Annotated in this window: 11 protein-coding genes; 3 read left to right on the forward strand and 8 right to left on the reverse strand. The window is 75.4% G+C overall.

Features of this window, described 5'->3' with window-relative positions:
- Positions 1–147 precede the first annotated feature (147 nt).
- The 4 genes from purE to ACIG47_RS10205 are packed head-to-tail and all read right to left on the reverse strand — an operon-like array spanning position 148 to position 4,028.
- Positions 148–657, reverse strand: coding sequence for a 5-(carboxyamino)imidazole ribonucleotide mutase (purE, locus tag ACIG47_RS10190; RefSeq protein ID WP_397430704.1), 510 nt, complete (start codon positions 655–657; stop codon positions 148–150).
- Positions 654–1,973: a 5-(carboxyamino)imidazole ribonucleotide synthase gene (locus ACIG47_RS10195; RefSeq protein WP_397430705.1), complete on the reverse strand. Its 1,320-nt coding sequence runs from the start codon at positions 1,971–1,973 to the stop codon at positions 654–656. The genes purE and ACIG47_RS10195 overlap by 4 nt, the downstream gene beginning before the upstream one ends.
- Before the next feature lie 11 nt (positions 1,974–1,984).
- Positions 1,985–3,340 carry a sensor histidine kinase gene (locus ACIG47_RS10200; protein ID WP_397418462.1) on the reverse strand — a complete coding sequence of 452 codons (1,356 nt, stop codon included), beginning with the start codon at positions 3,338–3,340 and terminating at the stop codon, positions 1,985–1,987.
- 4 nt (positions 3,341–3,344) lie between these two features.
- A complete protein-coding gene (locus ACIG47_RS10205) occupies positions 3,345–4,028 on the reverse strand; it encodes a response regulator transcription factor (RefSeq protein WP_026366105.1) in 684 nt (227 codons plus the stop codon).
- A gap of 151 nt (positions 4,029–4,179) precedes the next feature.
- On the opposite strand from ACIG47_RS10205, the gene ACIG47_RS10210 reads away from it, so the two are divergent.
- Positions 4,180–5,901 carry a histidine kinase gene (locus ACIG47_RS10210; RefSeq protein WP_397430706.1) on the forward strand — a complete coding sequence of 574 codons (1,722 nt, stop codon included), beginning with the start codon at positions 4,180–4,182 and terminating at the stop codon, positions 5,899–5,901.
- A complete protein-coding gene (locus tag ACIG47_RS10215) occupies positions 5,898–6,605 on the forward strand; it encodes a response regulator (RefSeq protein WP_397430707.1) in 708 nt (235 codons plus the stop codon). Before ACIG47_RS10210 ends, ACIG47_RS10215 begins: the two co-directional genes overlap by 4 nt.
- A gap of 61 nt (positions 6,606–6,666) precedes the next feature.
- Here the strand turns inward: ACIG47_RS10215 and ACIG47_RS10220 are convergent, their stop codons facing one another.
- Genes ACIG47_RS10220 through ACIG47_RS10230 form a run of 3 tightly spaced genes read right to left on the reverse strand, consistent with a single transcriptional unit; the run spans position 6,667 to position 12,729 of the window.
- Positions 6,667–9,270 (reverse strand): FtsX-like permease family protein, encoded by a 2,604-nt coding sequence (locus ACIG47_RS10220; RefSeq protein WP_397430708.1) that lies wholly within the window; start codon positions 9,268–9,270, stop codon positions 6,667–6,669.
- Between the two features lie 7 nt (positions 9,271–9,277).
- The gene (locus ACIG47_RS10225) at positions 9,278–11,914 is read right to left on the reverse strand and encodes an FtsX-like permease family protein (protein ID WP_397430709.1); all 2,637 of its coding nucleotides are present in this window, start codon (positions 11,912–11,914) and stop codon (positions 9,278–9,280) included.
- Entirely contained in the window at positions 11,914–12,729 is an 816-nt protein-coding gene (locus ACIG47_RS10230) for an ABC transporter ATP-binding protein (protein WP_397430710.1), read from the reverse strand. Before ACIG47_RS10230 ends, ACIG47_RS10225 begins: the two co-directional genes overlap by 1 nt.
- Positions 12,730–13,155: 426 nt before the next feature.
- Between ACIG47_RS10230 and ACIG47_RS10235 the strand changes: the two genes are divergently transcribed.
- Positions 13,156–16,149, forward strand: a complete 2,994-nt coding sequence (locus tag ACIG47_RS10235; RefSeq protein ID WP_397430711.1) for an FtsK/SpoIIIE domain-containing protein — start codon at positions 13,156–13,158, stop codon at positions 16,147–16,149.
- On the opposite strand, the gene ACIG47_RS10240 is transcribed toward ACIG47_RS10235, so the two are convergent.
- Entirely contained in the window at positions 16,097–16,369 is a 273-nt protein-coding gene (locus ACIG47_RS10240) for a hypothetical protein (RefSeq protein WP_397430712.1), read from the reverse strand. The two genes, ACIG47_RS10235 and ACIG47_RS10240, sit on opposite strands and share 53 nt — an antisense overlap.
- Positions 16,370–16,743 lie beyond the last annotated feature (374 nt).

Here is a 16,743-nt window from a genome sequence, read left to right on the forward strand (position 1 = left end):
GTACGCCGCAGCGGACCGACCTCGCAGACGCAGACGCCGCAGCGGACCGACCTCGCAGACGCAGACGCCGCAGCGGACCGACCTCGCAGACGCAGACGCCGCAGCGGACCGACCTCGCAGACGCAGACGCCGGCGTTCTGACCAGTGTCAGAGCTGGGCGCGGAGGTTGGCGCCCTTGGCGTGCGCCGCCTTGCTCAGGTCCGCCTGGAACGCCTCCATGCGCTCCCGCAGCACCCCCGCCTCGGCGTCCGTGCCCGACGCCAGGATGCGCGCGGCGAGCAGCCCCGCGTTGCGCGCCCCGCCGATCGACACCGTCGCCACCGGAACGCCCGCCGGCATCTGCACGATCGACAGCAGCGAGTCCATGCCGTCGAGGTACTTCAGCGGCACCGGCACCCCGATCACGGGCAGCGGCGTCACCGACGCCAGCATGCCCGGCAGGTGCGCCGCGCCGCCCGCGCCCGCGATGATCGCGCGCAGCCCGCGCCCCGCGGCCTCGCGGCCGTAGTCGATCATCTCGGTGGGCATGCGGTGCGCGGAGACCACGTCGACCTCGACCGGCACGCCGAACTCGCCCAGCACCTCGGCGGCGGCCCGCATGACGGGCCAGTCGGAGTCCGATCCCATGACGATGCCGACCTGCGGGGTGGTGCTCATGCGTTCGCCCTCTCCTCGGTGGTACCTGCGGCCTCGCCGCCGGTGGTCTCGTCCGGCTCGGTGCCGGTCGCGCCGCCCGCCGAGGTGCTGCCCGCGCTCCCCGCGGGCGTCTCGCCGCGCAGCAGCGCGGCGGCCGCCACGGCCCGCTCGCGCACCGACTCCAGGTCGGTGCCGCTCACGTTCACGTGGCCCAGCTTGCGGCCCGGCCGCACGCCCTTGCCGTACAGGTTGACGCGCGCCTCGGGGTACGCGGCGAGCACGCCCGGCAGGGCGTCGGTGAGCTCGTCCAGCGTGGATCCCAGCACGTTGGCCATGACCGTCCAGGTCGCCGTCGGCTCGGTGGCGCCCAGGGGCAAGTCCAGCACGGCGCGCAGGTGCTGCTCGAACTGGCTGGTCACGGCACCGTCGATGGTCCAGTGCCCGCTGTTGTGGGGGCGCATCGCGAGCTCGTTGACCAGCACCGTCGGCGTCCCGTCCGGGCCGGGCACCTCGAACATCTCGACGGCCAGCACGCCGGTCACGTCGAGCCCCTCGGCCACGGTCGTCGCGATCTCCCGGGCGCGGGCGTCCAGCGTGGCGGACAGGCCCGGCGCGGGCGCGATCACCTCGGAGCAGACGCCGTCGCGCTGGATCGACTCCACGACCGGCCAGGCCCGCACCTCGCCCGACGGGCGCCGGGCCACCAGGGCCGCCAGCTCGCGGGTGAAGGGCACCTTCTCCTCGACGAGCAGCTGCGGCCCGCCGTCGGCCACCGCGGCGAACCAGTCGGCGACGTCGTCGGGGGACGTGACCACCCGGACACCCTTGCCGTCGTACCCACCGCGCGAGGTCTTGACGACGGCGCTGCCGCCCACCTCGTCGAGGAAGGCCGCCAGGGCGGCCCGCCCTTCCTCGGGGGACGACGCCGGCAGCGGCGCCCACCGCGGGCACGGCACCCCGAGCTCGGTGAGCCGCTGCCGCATCACGATCTTGTCCTGGGCCTGCACCAGCGCGTGCGGTCCGGGCCGTACGGGCGTCCCGTGCTCGATCAGGTCCGTGAGCAGGGCGTTCGGCACGTGCTCGTGCTCGAACGTCAGCACGGACGCCGCCTGTCCCGTGGCGGGGGCGATGAGCGAGCGGATCGCGGCCTCGTCGGAAGCGATGCCCACGGGCGCGTCGGTGACCACCTGGGCGGCGGAGGACGCCGGGTCCTCCACCAGCACCCGCAGCCGGATGCCGAGCTCCCCGGCGGCCGGCGCCATCATGCGGGCGAGCTGCCCGCCTCCCACGACGGCCACGACGGGCGGCCCGGACTCACGGATCTGTGGTGCACTCACGTCGGTGAAGCCTACCGGCGCCCGCGGCCCTTCTTCTGACCGAGGGTCGAGATCTTCGATCCGACCGGCAGCACCTGGTGCGGGTCGAGGGTCTTGGGCACGCCCGACAGGAACACCGAGAACACCGGGGGCGTGCGCTGCGTGAGCTGGAGGTTGCCGCCGTCGGCCGCGACGAGGTCCCGTGCCAGGGCGAGACCCAGACCCGTGCCGGCACCGGACGTGACGCCACGCTCGAAGATCTTGCCCGCCATGTCCTCGGGCACGCCCTCGCCCTCGTCCGTGACCTCGATGGCCATGGCCCCCCGCTGACCCTCGCGGATCCGCAGCGTGGTGGTGCCGCCGCCGTGCTTGAGCGAGTTCTCCAGCAGGGTGGACAGCACCTGCGCCAGGGCACCCGGGGTGGCCAGGACGCGTGCCCCGCCGGAGTCCTCGACGTTCAGGTGGCGGTCGGCCCGTTCGAACGACTCGCGCCACTCCTCCTCCTGCTGGAGGAACAGCACCGCGACGTCGACGGACTCCGTGGTACCGCCCTGCGCGCGCCGCGACCGGGCGAGCAGGTCGTCGACCACGCCGACCAGCCGCTCGACCTGCTCGAGCGAGATCCGGGCCTCCTCCTGCACCTCGGGCTCGCTGGAGGTGAGCGTGATCTCCTCCAGGCGCATCGTCAGCGCGGTGAGCGGTGTGCGGAGCTGGTGCGAGGCGTCGGAGGTGAACTGCCGTTCCACTGCGAGCCGGGCCGCGAGCCGGTCGGAGCTGCGGGCGAGCTCGGCCGCCACCAGGTCGATCTCCTCGACGCCGGAGGGGTCGAGCCGAGGGCGCACCTGTCCCGCGCCGAGCTGCTCCGCCGAGGCGGCCAGGTACACGAAGGGCTGTGCCAGCCGGTTGGCCTGCCACGCGGCCGTCACGGCACCAGCGGCGAAGGCTCCGACGCTGCCGAACACGACGAGCACCACGACGTTGATCGCCTTGATGTACGCAGGCCAGGCCGACACGGAGATGACCACGCCCATGACGGGCTGCTCCTCGGAGGCGAGCCCCCGGTCGATGGTGGCACCGACCACGGGCTCGCCCGAGACGAGCTGCTCGCCGTTCGGCTGGTTCACCGTCACGTACGCGACGATGTCGTTGGGCTGCGGCTGGACGGCCCGGTCCAGCACGGACTGGTCGACGAAGCCGGCCTCGGCGGCCGAGCGGTTGCGCTCGTAGGAGTTGACGGCAGAGGTCAGCAGGTCCTGCGCCCGGGTCTCGACCCGCTGGACCTCCTGGTCGTAGATGTACCGGGCACCGAAGATCGCGAGCGGGATGCCCAGGAGCAGGACGGCTACCGCCACCGCGGCGATGGTCGCCTGCAGTACGCGGGCGCGCATCTGGCTAGCTCGCCCCGATCTCGAAGCGGAAGCCGAGACCGCGCACCGTGGAGACGTAGCGCGGCGCGTTCGCGTCGTCGCCGAGCTTGCGGCGCAGCCACGACACGTGCATGTCGAGGGTCTTGGTCGATCCGACCGGGTCCGAGCCCCAGACGTCGCGCATGAGGGTGTCCCGGACCACCACGGAGCCGGCGTTCTGCACGAGCACGCGCAGCAGGTCGAACTCCTTGGTGGTCAGGTGCAGCTCGCGGTCGCCCTGGAACGCGCGGTGCGCGGAGACGTCGACGCGGACGTCCTGCGCGTGCAGCTCCTCCTCCTCGCCGGTCTCGCCGTGCGAGCGGCGCAGCAGCGCCCGCACGCGCGCGAGGAGCTCGGCCAGGCGGAACGGCTTGGTGACGTAGTCGTCGGCCCCGGCGTCGAGGCCCACGACGAGGTCGACCTCGTCGGCGCGGGCGGTCAGCACCAGGACGGGCACGGTGAGGCCGTTGGCCCTGATCTCGCGCGCGACATCGAGCCCGTCCATGTCGGGAAGGCCCAGGTCCAGAACGACGATGTCCGCACCGGTCGAGCTCTCGATCGCACCTTTGCCGGTTCCTTGCACGACGACGTCGTAACCCTCACGGGAGAGCGCTCGTGCCAACGGCTCGGCAATGGCCGGGTCGTCCTCGGCTAGGAGTACGTGAGTCATTTCGCCATCGTAGGGCATAACCGACGCTACGGCGCCATCCTGACACCGATGTGATGACCGCCCACCGAATCCTTTCGGCTGAGGTAGCCATGGCGCAAGTGCTACCACGGTATGACGCGCCCGCGCAACGGTTCGACCTACGCTGACCTGCATGGGGTGGTACGAGCGGTGGGCACAGTGGTCGGAACGGTATCGGTTCCTCATGGACCTCGGGCTCACCCTTCTGGCGGCCCTCGTGGCGATACCGGGTGCACTGTCCCTCTACGCCCACCGTTTCGACCCCACGTCGATCGTCGTGGCCTCGCTCCTGGTGCTCGCCCCGCTCCCCTGGTGCCGCACGCGCCCCTTCACCTCGGCCGCCGCCGTCTTCGTCGCCTGCATGGTGCAGCTGTGGGTGTTCGACCTCCCGGTCATCGCCGCCGACGCCGTCGTGGTCGTGTCGGTCTACTGCGTCACGGTCTACGGCTCCCGGCGGGCCTACCTGACGGCCGCCGGCCTGGCCGTGATCGGCGCGGTGGCCCTCGGCCTCTCGGTCGCGGTGGCCCCCGAGAGCCTGTTCCTGACCGTCCCCACGCTGGCGATCCTCGCGGCGTCCTTCGCGTTCGGCCTGGTGCGCCGCTCGCGCCGCACGATGCTCCTGGCCATGCGCGACCGCGCCGAACGCCTGGAGATCGAGCGCGACCAGCAGGCGCAGATCGCGACCGCCGCCGAGCGCGCCCGCATCGCCCGCGAGATGCACGACATCGTGGCCCACTCCCTGTCCGTCATCATCGCCCAGGCCGACGGCGGTCGGTACGCCGCCGTCGCCGACCCCGCGGCCGCGCAGCGCTCGCTGGGCACCATCGCCGAGACAGGGCGGGCCGCGCTGGCGGACATGCGGCGGCTGCTCGGCGTGCTGCGCGACGACCAGCCGAGCACCATGACCCCGCTGGGGCTGGTCGCGCCCGACGACGCGCCGGCCCGGGGTTCCGGCGTGCGCGCGAGCGGGGGGCCGGCGGCCGGCCCGGGCCGCGTCCCGGCAGCCGACCCCGGCGCACGCACTCGTCCCGGCACCTCGGGCGGCACGGCAGCCGGCCGCGCCGAGACCCCTGGCACGGCCGCCCCGCTGCGCCCGCAGCCCGACGCCGCCGACATCGGCCGGCTCGTCGAGCAGGCCCGCGACGACGGCATGCGGGTCTCCTGGGCCCGGGTCGGGGTGGAGCGCCGGCTGCCGCCCGGCGTGGGGCTCACCCTGTACCGCGTCTGCCAGGAGTCGCTCACCAACGTGCGCAAGCACGCCGGCCCCCGGCCCGCCGTCACCGTGCTGGTGCGCTGGGGCGAGGAGGAGGTGGAGCTGCGCGTGGACGACGACGGCCGCGGCCTGGCGGCCGACGGCTCCGCCGCCCCCGACGAGCCCGCGCCCGCCCCGGGGTACGGCCTGCTCGGCATGCGCGAGCGCGCCGAGATGTTCGGTGGCACGCTCTCGGCGGGGCCCCGCCGGGGCGGCGGCTTCTCGGTCCGGTTCGTGGTGCCGATCCCGCGGGCGTCCGTGAGCTCGTTCGACGCGGGAACGGGCGAGGAACCTGGCCGGGACGCGGGGGCGGCCGTCCCCGACTCCCCGGGCGACGCGGCGCCCCGGGACCCGGCACCGGAGCGGCCGGCCCCGGCCGACCCTGCGGACGCCGCGGGCACCGCGGACGCCGCGGACGCCGCGGACGCCGCGGGCTCCCCGGGCACAGCAAGCTCCCCGGGCACCACGGGTTCCCCGGGCACGGCGGACGCCGAGGCCGGCGGCCCCGCCCCCGGCGCTACCGGCGACCCCGGCGACCCGAACGACCACCCGACCCGTGACACCCCCAGCACCGACCTGCACGACACACGAGGAGCACGATGACCCAGCCCACCGGTACCCCCGACGGACCCGTGCGCGTCGCGCTGGTCGACGACCAGCCCCTGGTCCGCGCGGGCCTGCGCATGGTCATCGACTCGCAGCCCGACCTCCAGGTGGTGGTCGAGGCCGACGACGGCCGGGACGCGCTGCGCCTGCTCGGCGCGACGGCGTCCGACGTCGTGCTGATGGACGTACGCATGCCGGGGATGGACGGGCTGTCCGCCACGCGGGCGCTCCTGGCCGACGGCGGCCGCGCCGCCGCGGGCGACCCCCGCGTGGTGGTGCTGACGACGTTCGACCTGGACGAGTACGTGCTCGACGCGATCCGGGCCGGGGCCAGCGGCTTCCTGCTCAAGGACGCCCAGCCGGAGGAGCTGCTCACCGCGATCCGCACGGTGCACCAGGGGGACGCGGTGATCGCGCCGTCGTCCACGAGGCGGCTCATGGAACGCCTGGTCACCACGCTGCCGCCGGAGGAGGCCGCAGGCCAGCAGGAGGCGCTGGCGGGCCTGACGGGCCGCGAGCGCGAGGTCCTGGTGCTCATGGCGCGGGGACGGTCGAACACGGAGATCGCCGCAGACCTGTTCGTGGCCGAGGCGACGGTCAAGACCCACGTGGGCCGCATCCTGGCCAAGCTCGACGCCCGCGACCGCGTCCAAGCCGTGGTCACGGCCTACGAGACCGGCCTGGTCCGCCCCGGTACCTGACGTCCCGAACCAAGCCTCCCGAACCGAGCCTCCCGAGGCGCACCTCCCGGGCGGCCGCCCCTCAGCGGGCCGACAGCGCCGTGACCGGTGCCGTGCGGGTGGCCGCACGGGCCGGGGCCACCGACGCGACCAGGCCTGCCACCAGCGCGGTCACGGCGACCGTGCCGACGGCCGGCCACGGGACCACCAGCGGCACCTCGCCCAGCGTCGACAGCGCGGTCGCGGCGCCCGCCCACCCGTAGACCAGGCCCAGCACGATGCCGAGCACGGCACCCACCCCGGAGATCACCATGCCCTCGATGGCGAGGGTGGCCCGCAGCTGCGCCTTGGACAGACCGATCGCCCGCAGCACGGCGTTCTCCCGCGTGCGCTCCACGACGGACAGCGACAGCGTGTTGGCCACGCCGATCAGCGCGATCACCACGGCCACGGCGAGCAGCCCCACCACGATCCCGAGGATCACGTCGACGATCCGCTGGTAGGAGTCCCGCTCCGCGACGATCCCGGTCACGGACACCGCCTCGCCCGTGGCGGACACCGCCCGCTGCGCCGCCGCGACCACCGCGGCGGCGTCGTGGTCGTCGTCGACGCCGGCCCAGACCTGGTCGGCGGCCCGGCCCGGGGCGAAGGCCGCGAGGTCCTGCGGCGTCAGGTAGGCCCGGTCCGAGAGCGTGCCGGTGTGCACGACGTCCAGCGTCACCGTGCCCGCGCCTCCCCTCAGCGTCAGGGTGTCCCGGCCCTGCAGCCCGTGCGCGGTCGCGACCCGTTCCGGCACCACGACGACACCGAGCCGGAGCCGGGTGGCGTCGCCCGGCGTGTTCAGCACCGACCGCAGTGCCTCCGGGTCGACGGCGGCGACCGGGACGCGCGCCCCGCCGTCGGCCCGCCGGGCGGACAGGGTGGTGACCTCGGCCGTGGACCGCACGCCGTCGACGCCGTCCAGGGCGGTCCGCACCGGCGCGCCCACGCCGAGGGCCGGTGTCAGGCCCGCGACCTGGAGGTCGACCGGGAACCGCGAGTCGAGCTGGTGGTCCATGGTGACGCGGGCGCTCGCGGCGCCCGTCGTCATCATCGAGACCAGGGTGACGCCGACGAGCAGCGCGGTGGAGGTCGCCGCCGTGCGACGCGGGTTGCGCAGCGCGTTGGCCGAGGCCAGGCGCGCCGCGGGCCCGGCGACGTCCACCAGGCGGCCGAGCCCGGCCGCGACCCGCGGCAGCCAGAAGACCGAGCCCGCGACGACGCCCACGAGCGACATGGACCCGCCGAGCACCGCGGCGAACAGCCCGACGTCGATCCGGCCCGACATCCCGAGGGCGACCCCGGCGACCAGCAGCGCCAGCCCGCCCACGCCCGCGATCCCCGCGAACGCCGACCGGGCACGGCCGACCCCGCGGGGGTCGGGCCGGACGTCCGGGGACAGCGCCGCGAGCGGGGCCACCCGGGAGGCGGCCCGCGCGGGCGCCAGCGCCGCCAGGAGGGTGACCAGCAGGCCCACGGCGAGCGGCAGGAGCAGCACGGGCGCGCTCAGCGAGATCGTCCGGGGCAGCGCCACGCCGAGGTCGAAGGCCGGCGCGACCAGCAGACCCGCCTGCACGAACAGGGACCCGGCGACCAGCCCCACGACCGATGCGACGACGCCGACCACCGCCGCCTCCAGCAGCACGGTGCGGTAGACCTGGCCGGTGCTCGCGCCGACGCACCGCAGCAGCGCCAGGGTCCGCGCACGCTGGGCCACCAGCACCTGGAACGTGTTGGCGATGACCAGGCCGGAGACCACGAGGGACACGCCCGCCAGCGCCAGGACGAAGACGAGGAAGATGATGTTCTGACCGTCCGAGATCCCCGCGACCACGTCCTCGGCATAGGCCTCGGGCGTGGTCACGCCGGTCGCCGACGGCACGGCCGCCACGAGCGCGTCCCGCGCGGCCGCGACGGCCGCTGCCCCGGCCGGCTCGGCGAGGGCGACCACCACGGTCCGCAGGCCCGGCACCGTCCCGCCCGCCTCGCTCGCGAGCCTCCGCTCCAGCGCGGCCGGCGAGACGACGGCGACACCGCCGCTCGCCGCGTAGGCCCGCAGCGGGTCCTCGACCAGGCCGGACACCGTCAGCCGCTCGGCACCCGCCCGGCCGCCGTCGTGCTCCGGGCCGTTCTCGTCCATGGCCGGCTTGGCGCCCGGCAGCCAGCGGGTCGAGGAGACCGTGTCACCGACGCCGACGCCGAAGAGCCGCGCGACGTCCACGGGCAGCGCGATGCGGTCGGCCCGGTCGGGCCACGTCCCGCGGGCGAGCACGAGCGGCGAGAGCCGCGGGTCGGACGGCGCCGCCAGCAGCGACTGGTACACCGTCCGCCCGTCGTGGTTGAGCTCCGCGTAGGTACCGCGCAGCCCGTCCGCCGCGGCCACGCCGTCGACCGCCCGCACCGCCTCGACGTCGGCCCGCGTCAGGGTGCCGGCGCTGTCGAAGACGACGAGGTCGGCGTCGGCGTACTGCGCGGCCACCTGCTCGTACGTGGTGCGGGTGACGATCCCGCCCGCCAGCAGCGTGGCGGTCACGAACGCGGTGCCGATGACGACGGCGGTGCCCGCGGCGGCCAGACGGCCCACGCTGCGGCGCATCTGCCCGAGGGCGAGGCGGACGGACGGAGAGTTGGCCGTGCCGGTGGCCATGGTCGGCCTACTCCGCCGCCAGCGCCGCGACGGGGCGGGTACGGACCGCCGCGCGAGCCGGTACCACCGAGGCGATCAAGCCCGCGACGAGAGCGACGCCGAGCATCACCGCCACCTCGGCCCACGGCACCACGACCGGCACCTCGCCGATGCTGCCCAGGGCCGCCGTGGCGCCCGCCCACCCGTAGACCAGGCCCAGCAGGACGCCCAGCACGGCACCCACACCGGCGATGAGCATCCCCTCGACCGCGAGCGTCGCCCGCAGCTGCCCCTTCGACAGCCCGATCGCGCGGAGCATCGCGTTCTCCCGCGTGCGCTCGATCACGGACAGCGACAACGTGTTGGCCACACCGATCAGCGCGATCACCACGGCCACGGCGAGCAGCCCCACCACGACGCCCAGGATCACGTCGATCACCTGCTGGAACGACTGCCGTTCGACGGCGGCGCCGGTCACCTCCACGGGCTCCTCGGTCGCGGCGACGGCGTCCTGCACGTCCGCGAGCGCGTCGACGGGGTCGTTGCCCTCGGCCACGGCCGCCCACAGGGCGTTCGCGCCCACGTCCGGCGTGAACCCGGCGAGGTCGAGCGGCGTCAGGTACGCCTGCCGGGTCCGCAGGTCGCTGCCGACCACGTCGAGGGTCACCTCGCCGGCCGGGCCCGTGAGCGTGATGGTGCCGCGGCCCGCCAGACCGTAGTCCTCGGCCACCTGCTCGGGCAGCAGCAGCGTGCCGCCCCGCAGCGGGGCGACGGCGTCCGGCGTGCTCAGCACCGACGACAACGCCTCGGGGGTCGCGGCGACGACCGGCAGGACGGAGGACCCGGTGTCACCGGCGACGTCGGCGACGAGCGTGGTCACCTCGGCCACGGCGCGCAGGCCGGCCACGCCCTCGACGGCGTCGGTCACGGCACCGGGGAGGACGGCGGGGTTCCCGGCGTCGTCGGTGGACGTGGCCGCGACCTGGAGGTCGACGGGGTACTGCGCGTCGAGCTCGTCGTCCATGGTGACGCGGGCGCTCGCGGCGCCCGTGGTCATCATCGAGACCAGCGTGACGCCGATCAGCAGCGCGGTGGCCGTGGCCGCCGTCCGGCGCGGGTTGCGCTGGGTGTTGGCCGCCGCGAGCCGGGCGGCGGGCCCGGCCGAGGCGACGAGGCGGCCGATGCCGCCGGCGACCCGGGGCAGCCAGAACACCGCACCGACGATGACGCCGATCAGCGACACGGAGCCGCCCAGCACGGCCGCCAGCACGCCGATGTCGGCGCGGCCGGCCGCACCGAGGACCACGCCGCCGGCCAGGACGGCGAGCCCGCCGAACGTGGCGAGCCCGGACACCACCGCCCGGAACCGGCCGGCGCCGCGCAGCGACGGCGCGTCCGACGGTCGCAGCGCGGCGAGCGGGGCAACCTGGGCGGCGGCCCGTGCCGGGGTGAGCGCCGCGACCAGGGTCACGAGCACGCCCACGGCGAGCGGCAGGAGCACGACGGACGCGCTCAGGGTGATGGTCTCCGGCAGCGGCACGCCGAGGTCGAACGACGGCGCGACCAGCAGCCCGGCCTGGACCAGCAGGCTCCCGAGCAGCACCCCGGCCAACGAGGCCAGGACACCGAGGAGCACGGCCTCCAGCAGCACGCTGCGGTAGAGCTGACCGGTGCCGGCCCCGATGCAGCGCAGCAGCGCCAGGGTGCGGGACCGCTGCGCGACCAGCACCTGGAACGTGTTGGCGATGACGAGTCCCGCGACCACGAGGGCCACGCCCGCGAAGGCCAGCACGAACACGAGGAAGACGATGTTCTGGCCGCCCGACATGCCCGCGACGGCGTCCTCGGCGTACTCCTGCGTCGTCATGACGTCGCCGGCCGCCGGCACGGCCGCGGCCAGCGCGTCGCGGGCCGCCTCGAGCGCGGCCCGGTCGCCGGGCTCGTCGAGCGCGACGACGATCGCCGGGTACGCCTCGGTCGCTCCGGGCTCCAGCTCGTCGGCGAGACGCTGGTCCATGGCCGCGGGGGTGATGACGCCCATCCCGCCGCTCAGCGCGTAGGCCTGGTGGGGGTCGTCGACGAGGCCGGAGACCGTCAGCTCCTGCGTGACCTCACGGCTGTCGTGGTACTCGGTGCCGTCCTGCGCGGCGGTCGGCTCGTCGTCGGTGACCCAGCGGGTGGAGGAGACGGTGTCGCCCACGGCGAGGCCGAGGCGTTCGGCGGCGTCCACCGGCAGGGCGATGTCGGCCGGGGCCGCCGGCCACGCGCCGTCCGCGAGCTCCAGCGGCGAGAGCCGCGGGTCGGAGGGCTGGGCCACGAGCGACTGGTAGATCGACCGGCCGCCGTGGTTGAGCTCCGTGAAGGCGGACCGGACCGCGTCGGCCGCCGCGACGCCCGCGACGGCGCGCGCGGCGTCGACGTCGTCAGGCGTGAGGCTGCCGGAGTCGTCGGACACGACGAGGTCGGAGTCGGCGTACTGGGCCGCGACCTGGTCGTAGGTGGTGCCCGTGATGACGTTGCCGACCAGCAGCGTGGCCGCGACGAAGGCGGTGCCGATCGTGATCGCAACCCCCGCGGACATCAGGCGTCCGGTGCTGCGGCGCATCTGGGCGAGGGTGAGGCGTGCGGTGGGGTGGCGGGTGGTGGGTGTGGTGGGGGTGGTCATCACGCGCCCGTTCGGGTGGTGGTGATGGCGGGTTCGAGGGTGCGCAGGGCGTCGAGGCCGGCCATGGCGGATTCGGGGGTGGGGTCGGTGATGTCGCCGGCGATGCGTCCGTCGGCGATCAGGACGACGCGGTCGGCGTAGGCGGCGGCGGAGGGGTCGTGGGTGACCATGATGATGGTGCGGCCCAGCTCGCGCACGGAGCGGCGCAGGAAGGACAGGACCTCGGCGCCGGAGCGGGAGTCGAGGTTGCCGGTGGGTTCGTCGGCGAAGACGACGTCGGGCTGGGCGATCAGGGCGCGGGCGATGGCGACGCGTTGCTGTTGTCCGCCGGAGAGCTCTCCGGGGCGGTGGGTCAGGCGTCCGGTCAGGCCGAGGGTGTCCACGAGGGTGGTCAGCCAGGTGTGGTCGATGCGGCCGCCGGCGAGCTCGACCGGGAGGGTGATGTTCTGTTCGGCGGTGAACATGGGCAGGAGGTTGAACTGCTGGAAGACGAAGCCGATGCGGTCGCGGCGCAGGTGGGTGAGGGCTTTGTCGTTGAGGGTGGTGATGTCGGTGGTGCCGAGGTAGGCGTGTCCGCTGGTGGCGGAGTCGAGTCCGGCCAGCAGGTGCATGAGGGTGGACTTGCCGGATCCGGAGGGGCCCATGATCGCGGTGAAGCGGCCTTGTTCGAAGTCGACGTCCACGCCGTCCAGGGCCTGGACCACGGCCTGGCCACGGCCGTAGGTCTTGGTCAGGGAACGGGCCCGCACGGCACGGGCGGCACCGCCCGGGGCCGGGGCCGGGTGACCGGCCGGGACGTACACAGTGGTGTCCACGTGATTCTCCTCGGTTCGTTCCTGCGGGACGGATCGTCGCTGCGGGGTGCTGCCGGCCGTTCGCGCTCGCCGCGCACGGCCGGCCGCGCCAGCGGACCGCCGGTGGCGGCTCGCGCCGGGTGCGGCGGCCGGGGCACCGTGCCCCGGCCGCCGGCCGGAAGTGGTCCGGCCTTCCCGGGTGGACCCCGGTACGGCCGGCACCACTGAACCTACGGAGACGCCGGCACCGGGTACATCGGGCGTCGGCCTGATCCTTCACCCATCGCGTCATCCCCTGGTCGTACGCCTCGTCGGCCCCGGGTAGGGGCACTCACCCAGGGGTTGTGCCGTAGCGAGCGCGACGAGACCCCTGTGGAAACCGGGGTCGTGCACAGGTCTCCCCACCTCGTCCGGGGCACCGCGACGCACCGCGCGAGGCTGGACGACATGACCCGAACCCTGGCCCCCGCCGACGCCGTGCGGGTGACCGTCCACCCCGGCGAGGACGTGCTGCTGCGTCCCGGCGCCCGGCTGGGCGAGCTGCGCGCAGACCTCGCGGCCCTGACCCGCCGCCCGGAGCTGCGGCACGCCCCGTTGTCCGTCGACGGCGAGCGGCTGGCCGACGACCGGGTCGTGGGCGAGCGTCCGCTGCTGCCCGGTGCGGTCATCAGGGCGGAACGCCCCGGCGCGCCGGAGGCCCCGCCCCCGGCGGGCCCTCTGACCGGCGCCGGCTCACCCTGGCTCGTCGCCCGCGTCACCGGGTCCGACGCCGGGACGGTCACCGGTGCCCCGGGACTGCTCGCCGCGCTGCGTGCCTGGGGGCGAAAGGGCGGTCGGTCCGTGGTGCGCCGGTCGGGCGGTCCCGCCACCTGGCTCACGCCCCGGGCGGACGCCGCGGACCGCGGGGTGCCGTGGCTGTATCCCCTGCTGCCCGTGGTGGCGTCGCTCGGCCTCGCCGCTGCCCTCCGCCAGCCGCTCCTGGCGGCGTTTTCGCTGCTCAGCCTGGTTGTGGCGGTACCCCAGCTCCGCCAGGCCCGACGCCGCGGCGCCGCCCCGCCCGCCGCTCCGGGCCGTCCTGGTCCGCTGCCGGGGCCCGCCGCGCTCCTCGCCTACGCCCACGCCGCACTCCACGTCTCGCCGGGCGCCTGGGCCACGGCCCGGCAGGCCTGGGCCGTGACCTCCCCCGGCGTGGCGCAGCCCACCGGCCCGCTCGACATGGCACCCGGGCCCGGCGCGCACCTCCTGACGGCACCGCACGACGACCCGTGGGAACGACTCCTGCACGACGGCACGGTCGCCGTGCTCGGACCCCCGGACGCCGCACGGGCCGTCGCCCGCGCGCTCGTCGCGCGCCTCGCCGTCCGCGGGGCGCGGGTGCTGCTGCGGGGTCACGCCCCGGGCTGGTCCTGGGTCCGCTGGCTACCACCCGGCGGCCCGCTGGTGCTCGTGACGGACGGCCCGGCCGGGCCCGCCGACGCCGCACCCCGGCCAGGGCCCGCCGACGCCGCATCCCGGCCCGGGCTCGTCGTGTCGGTCGGCACCGTCCCGGCGGGCTGCCGCGCCGTCGTGCGCGTGCTCGACGCCCGCCGGGTCCGGATCACCGGGCCGGACGGCGCGACACGGACCGTGCCTCTCGTGGGGGTCGGCGCCGACTGGGCCGAGCACCTGGCCCGGCTGCTCGCGGGAGCGGCCCGGCTCGGCCGGACCCCTCTGGCGCCGGGCGACGGCCTGCCCGTGGTCGTCCCTCTGGCCGTGGTGCACGGCCTCCCCCGGACGCCGGACCCGAGCGCCCTCGCGAGGCGGTGGGCCGGTGCGCACGGCTGGGCGGTGCCGCTCGGTGTCGGCGCCGACGGTACGACGGTCCGCCTCGACCTGGTCCGGGACGGACCCCACCTGCTCGTCGCGGGCACCACGGGGTCGGGCAAGTCGGAGCTGCTCCAGACGCTCGTGCTCGGCCTCGCGCTGACCCGGCCGCCCGCCGACCTGGCCCTCCTGCTGGTGGACTTCAAGGGCGGCGCGAGCCTCGGGGCGTGTTCCGGCCTGCCGCACGTCGTGGGCCAGGTGACGGACCTCGACCCCGGCCTCGCCGGGCGGGCCCTGGCCGGCCTGCGGGCCGAGCTGCGGCGCCGCGAGCGCATCCTGGCCGCCCACGGTGTGCCCGACGTCGCTGCGCTACCGCGTGGGACGCTCCCCCGCCTCGTGGTGGTGATCGACGAGTTCCGCGCCCTGTCCGACGACCTGCCCGAGTTCCTGCCCGCCCTCCTGCGTGCCGCCGCCCAGGGGCGGTCGCTCGGGGTGCACCTGGTGCTCGCGACCCAGCGACCGGGCGGGGCCGTGGGACCGGACCTCCGGGCCAACGTCAGCGCGCGGGTCGCGCTCCGGGTCACCGACCCGCTGGAGTCGCGTGACGTGCTCGACGACCCGGTCGCGGCCCATCTGCCCGCCACGTTCCCGGGCCGGGCGGTGCTCCGTCTGGGATCGGCGCCGCCCGTGGTGCTGCAGTGCGCGCACGCGGGCGCGGCGGTCCCGCCCGAGATGCCGCTGGTCCGCCGCGCCCCGGCCGGTGCCGGCCGCCCCCTGGCCGGGCCCGACGACCCCGGCAGGCACACGGTCGGGGGCAGCCGCACAGCACCCGGGGCGATCGCGCCGGACTCCGCGACGCTGGTGGTCGACACGGCCCGGCAGGCGGCGGCCACCCTGGGCCAGGGACCGAGCGACCCGCCCTGGCTCCCGGCGCTGCCACGGCGGGCCACCGTCGCCGATCTCCCGCCCCGCAGCCGGCGCGACCGCCATGGCCTCGTGGTCGCCCTCGGGGACGACCCGGACCACCAGCGCCGCACGACGGTGGTCTGGGATCCGGCCGACGGGCACCTGGCGGTGCTCGGCCGGGCACGTTCGGGGCGCACCACGGCGCTCGTCACGGTCGCGCTCGCCGCGCTGGACCGGGGCTGGACGGTGCACGCCGTCACCCGTGACGCCGCAGGTCTCGCCGCGCTGCGCGACCGTCCCGGCTACGGCGGTACCCACGAGCCGGACGATGCCGGGGGCCTGGCGAAGATGCTGTCCGGCGGGTCGCCCGACTCTGCGGGCGCCGCGCGCACCCTCGTCGTCGTGGACGGCGCGGAGGAAGTACGCGGCGCGCTCCCGGCGGCGGCGCTGCGCTCCGGCGCCGCGTTCGCGCTGTCCGCCGACGGCCCGTCGGTGGGCGGCCTGGCGGCCCGCGTGGGGCCGAGGCTCGTGCTGCTGGGCACCGACCGCGCGGCCGACGTCGTGCTGGGCGCACCCGTGCCGCTCGCCGGGACGGGCGGTCCGCCCGGCCGAGCCGCCTGGTGCGGTCGCGCAGGCCCGGTGCTGTGCCAGGTACTCGAGCCCCTGACCGGTCCGCCGGTCAGTCGGCGGAGCCGGTCTCCGACGTCGCCGCGACCACGGACGGCGTCATGAGCAGGACACCGACCGCGACGGCGATCAGCAGGGCGACCCAGCCGCCCGCCACCGCGATGCCGGTGCCGCTCCCGATGGCCGCGACCGACCCGATGATCTGGAAGAGCTGCCAGGTCACGACGGGTCCGCGACCCGAACGCCGGCCGATCAGAAGTGCACGGGCGGACACCACGAGAACCCAGCCGACACCCAGGAGGAACACAACGAGAAAGAGGCTCACTCCCACCGACGTGGAACCACCCGTAAGGAGTTCACCAAGTAACACCACGGCGAATGCCAGGAGGCCGATCACCTCAACGACCACGCCGATCACGAGGGCACGGAGAAACGCCGGAACACGAGGTGCGAAAAAGGCTTTCAGTACGGGCACGACGGACTAGGATACTGGTGGGCGGGCAATTCACAATAGTGTGACGGATACCTCAGGGTTCACGATCGAGAAACTTCGCCGTAACCCCTTGTGCGAGCGTTCACGAGCGTGTGAACCTAGATGCAGCAATCCACACACACCTCGAACAGACCCCCGTCGGTCGCCGCTGGCGCCAGGGATCGGAAAACGATCCACCCCAGAACTGAGCGCCCCACACGCACGAC

It is taken from the genome of Promicromonospora sp. NPDC052451 (genome assembly GCF_044547525.1).
In the GTDB taxonomy this organism is placed as follows: domain Bacteria; phylum Actinomycetota; class Actinomycetes; order Actinomycetales; family Cellulomonadaceae; genus Promicromonospora.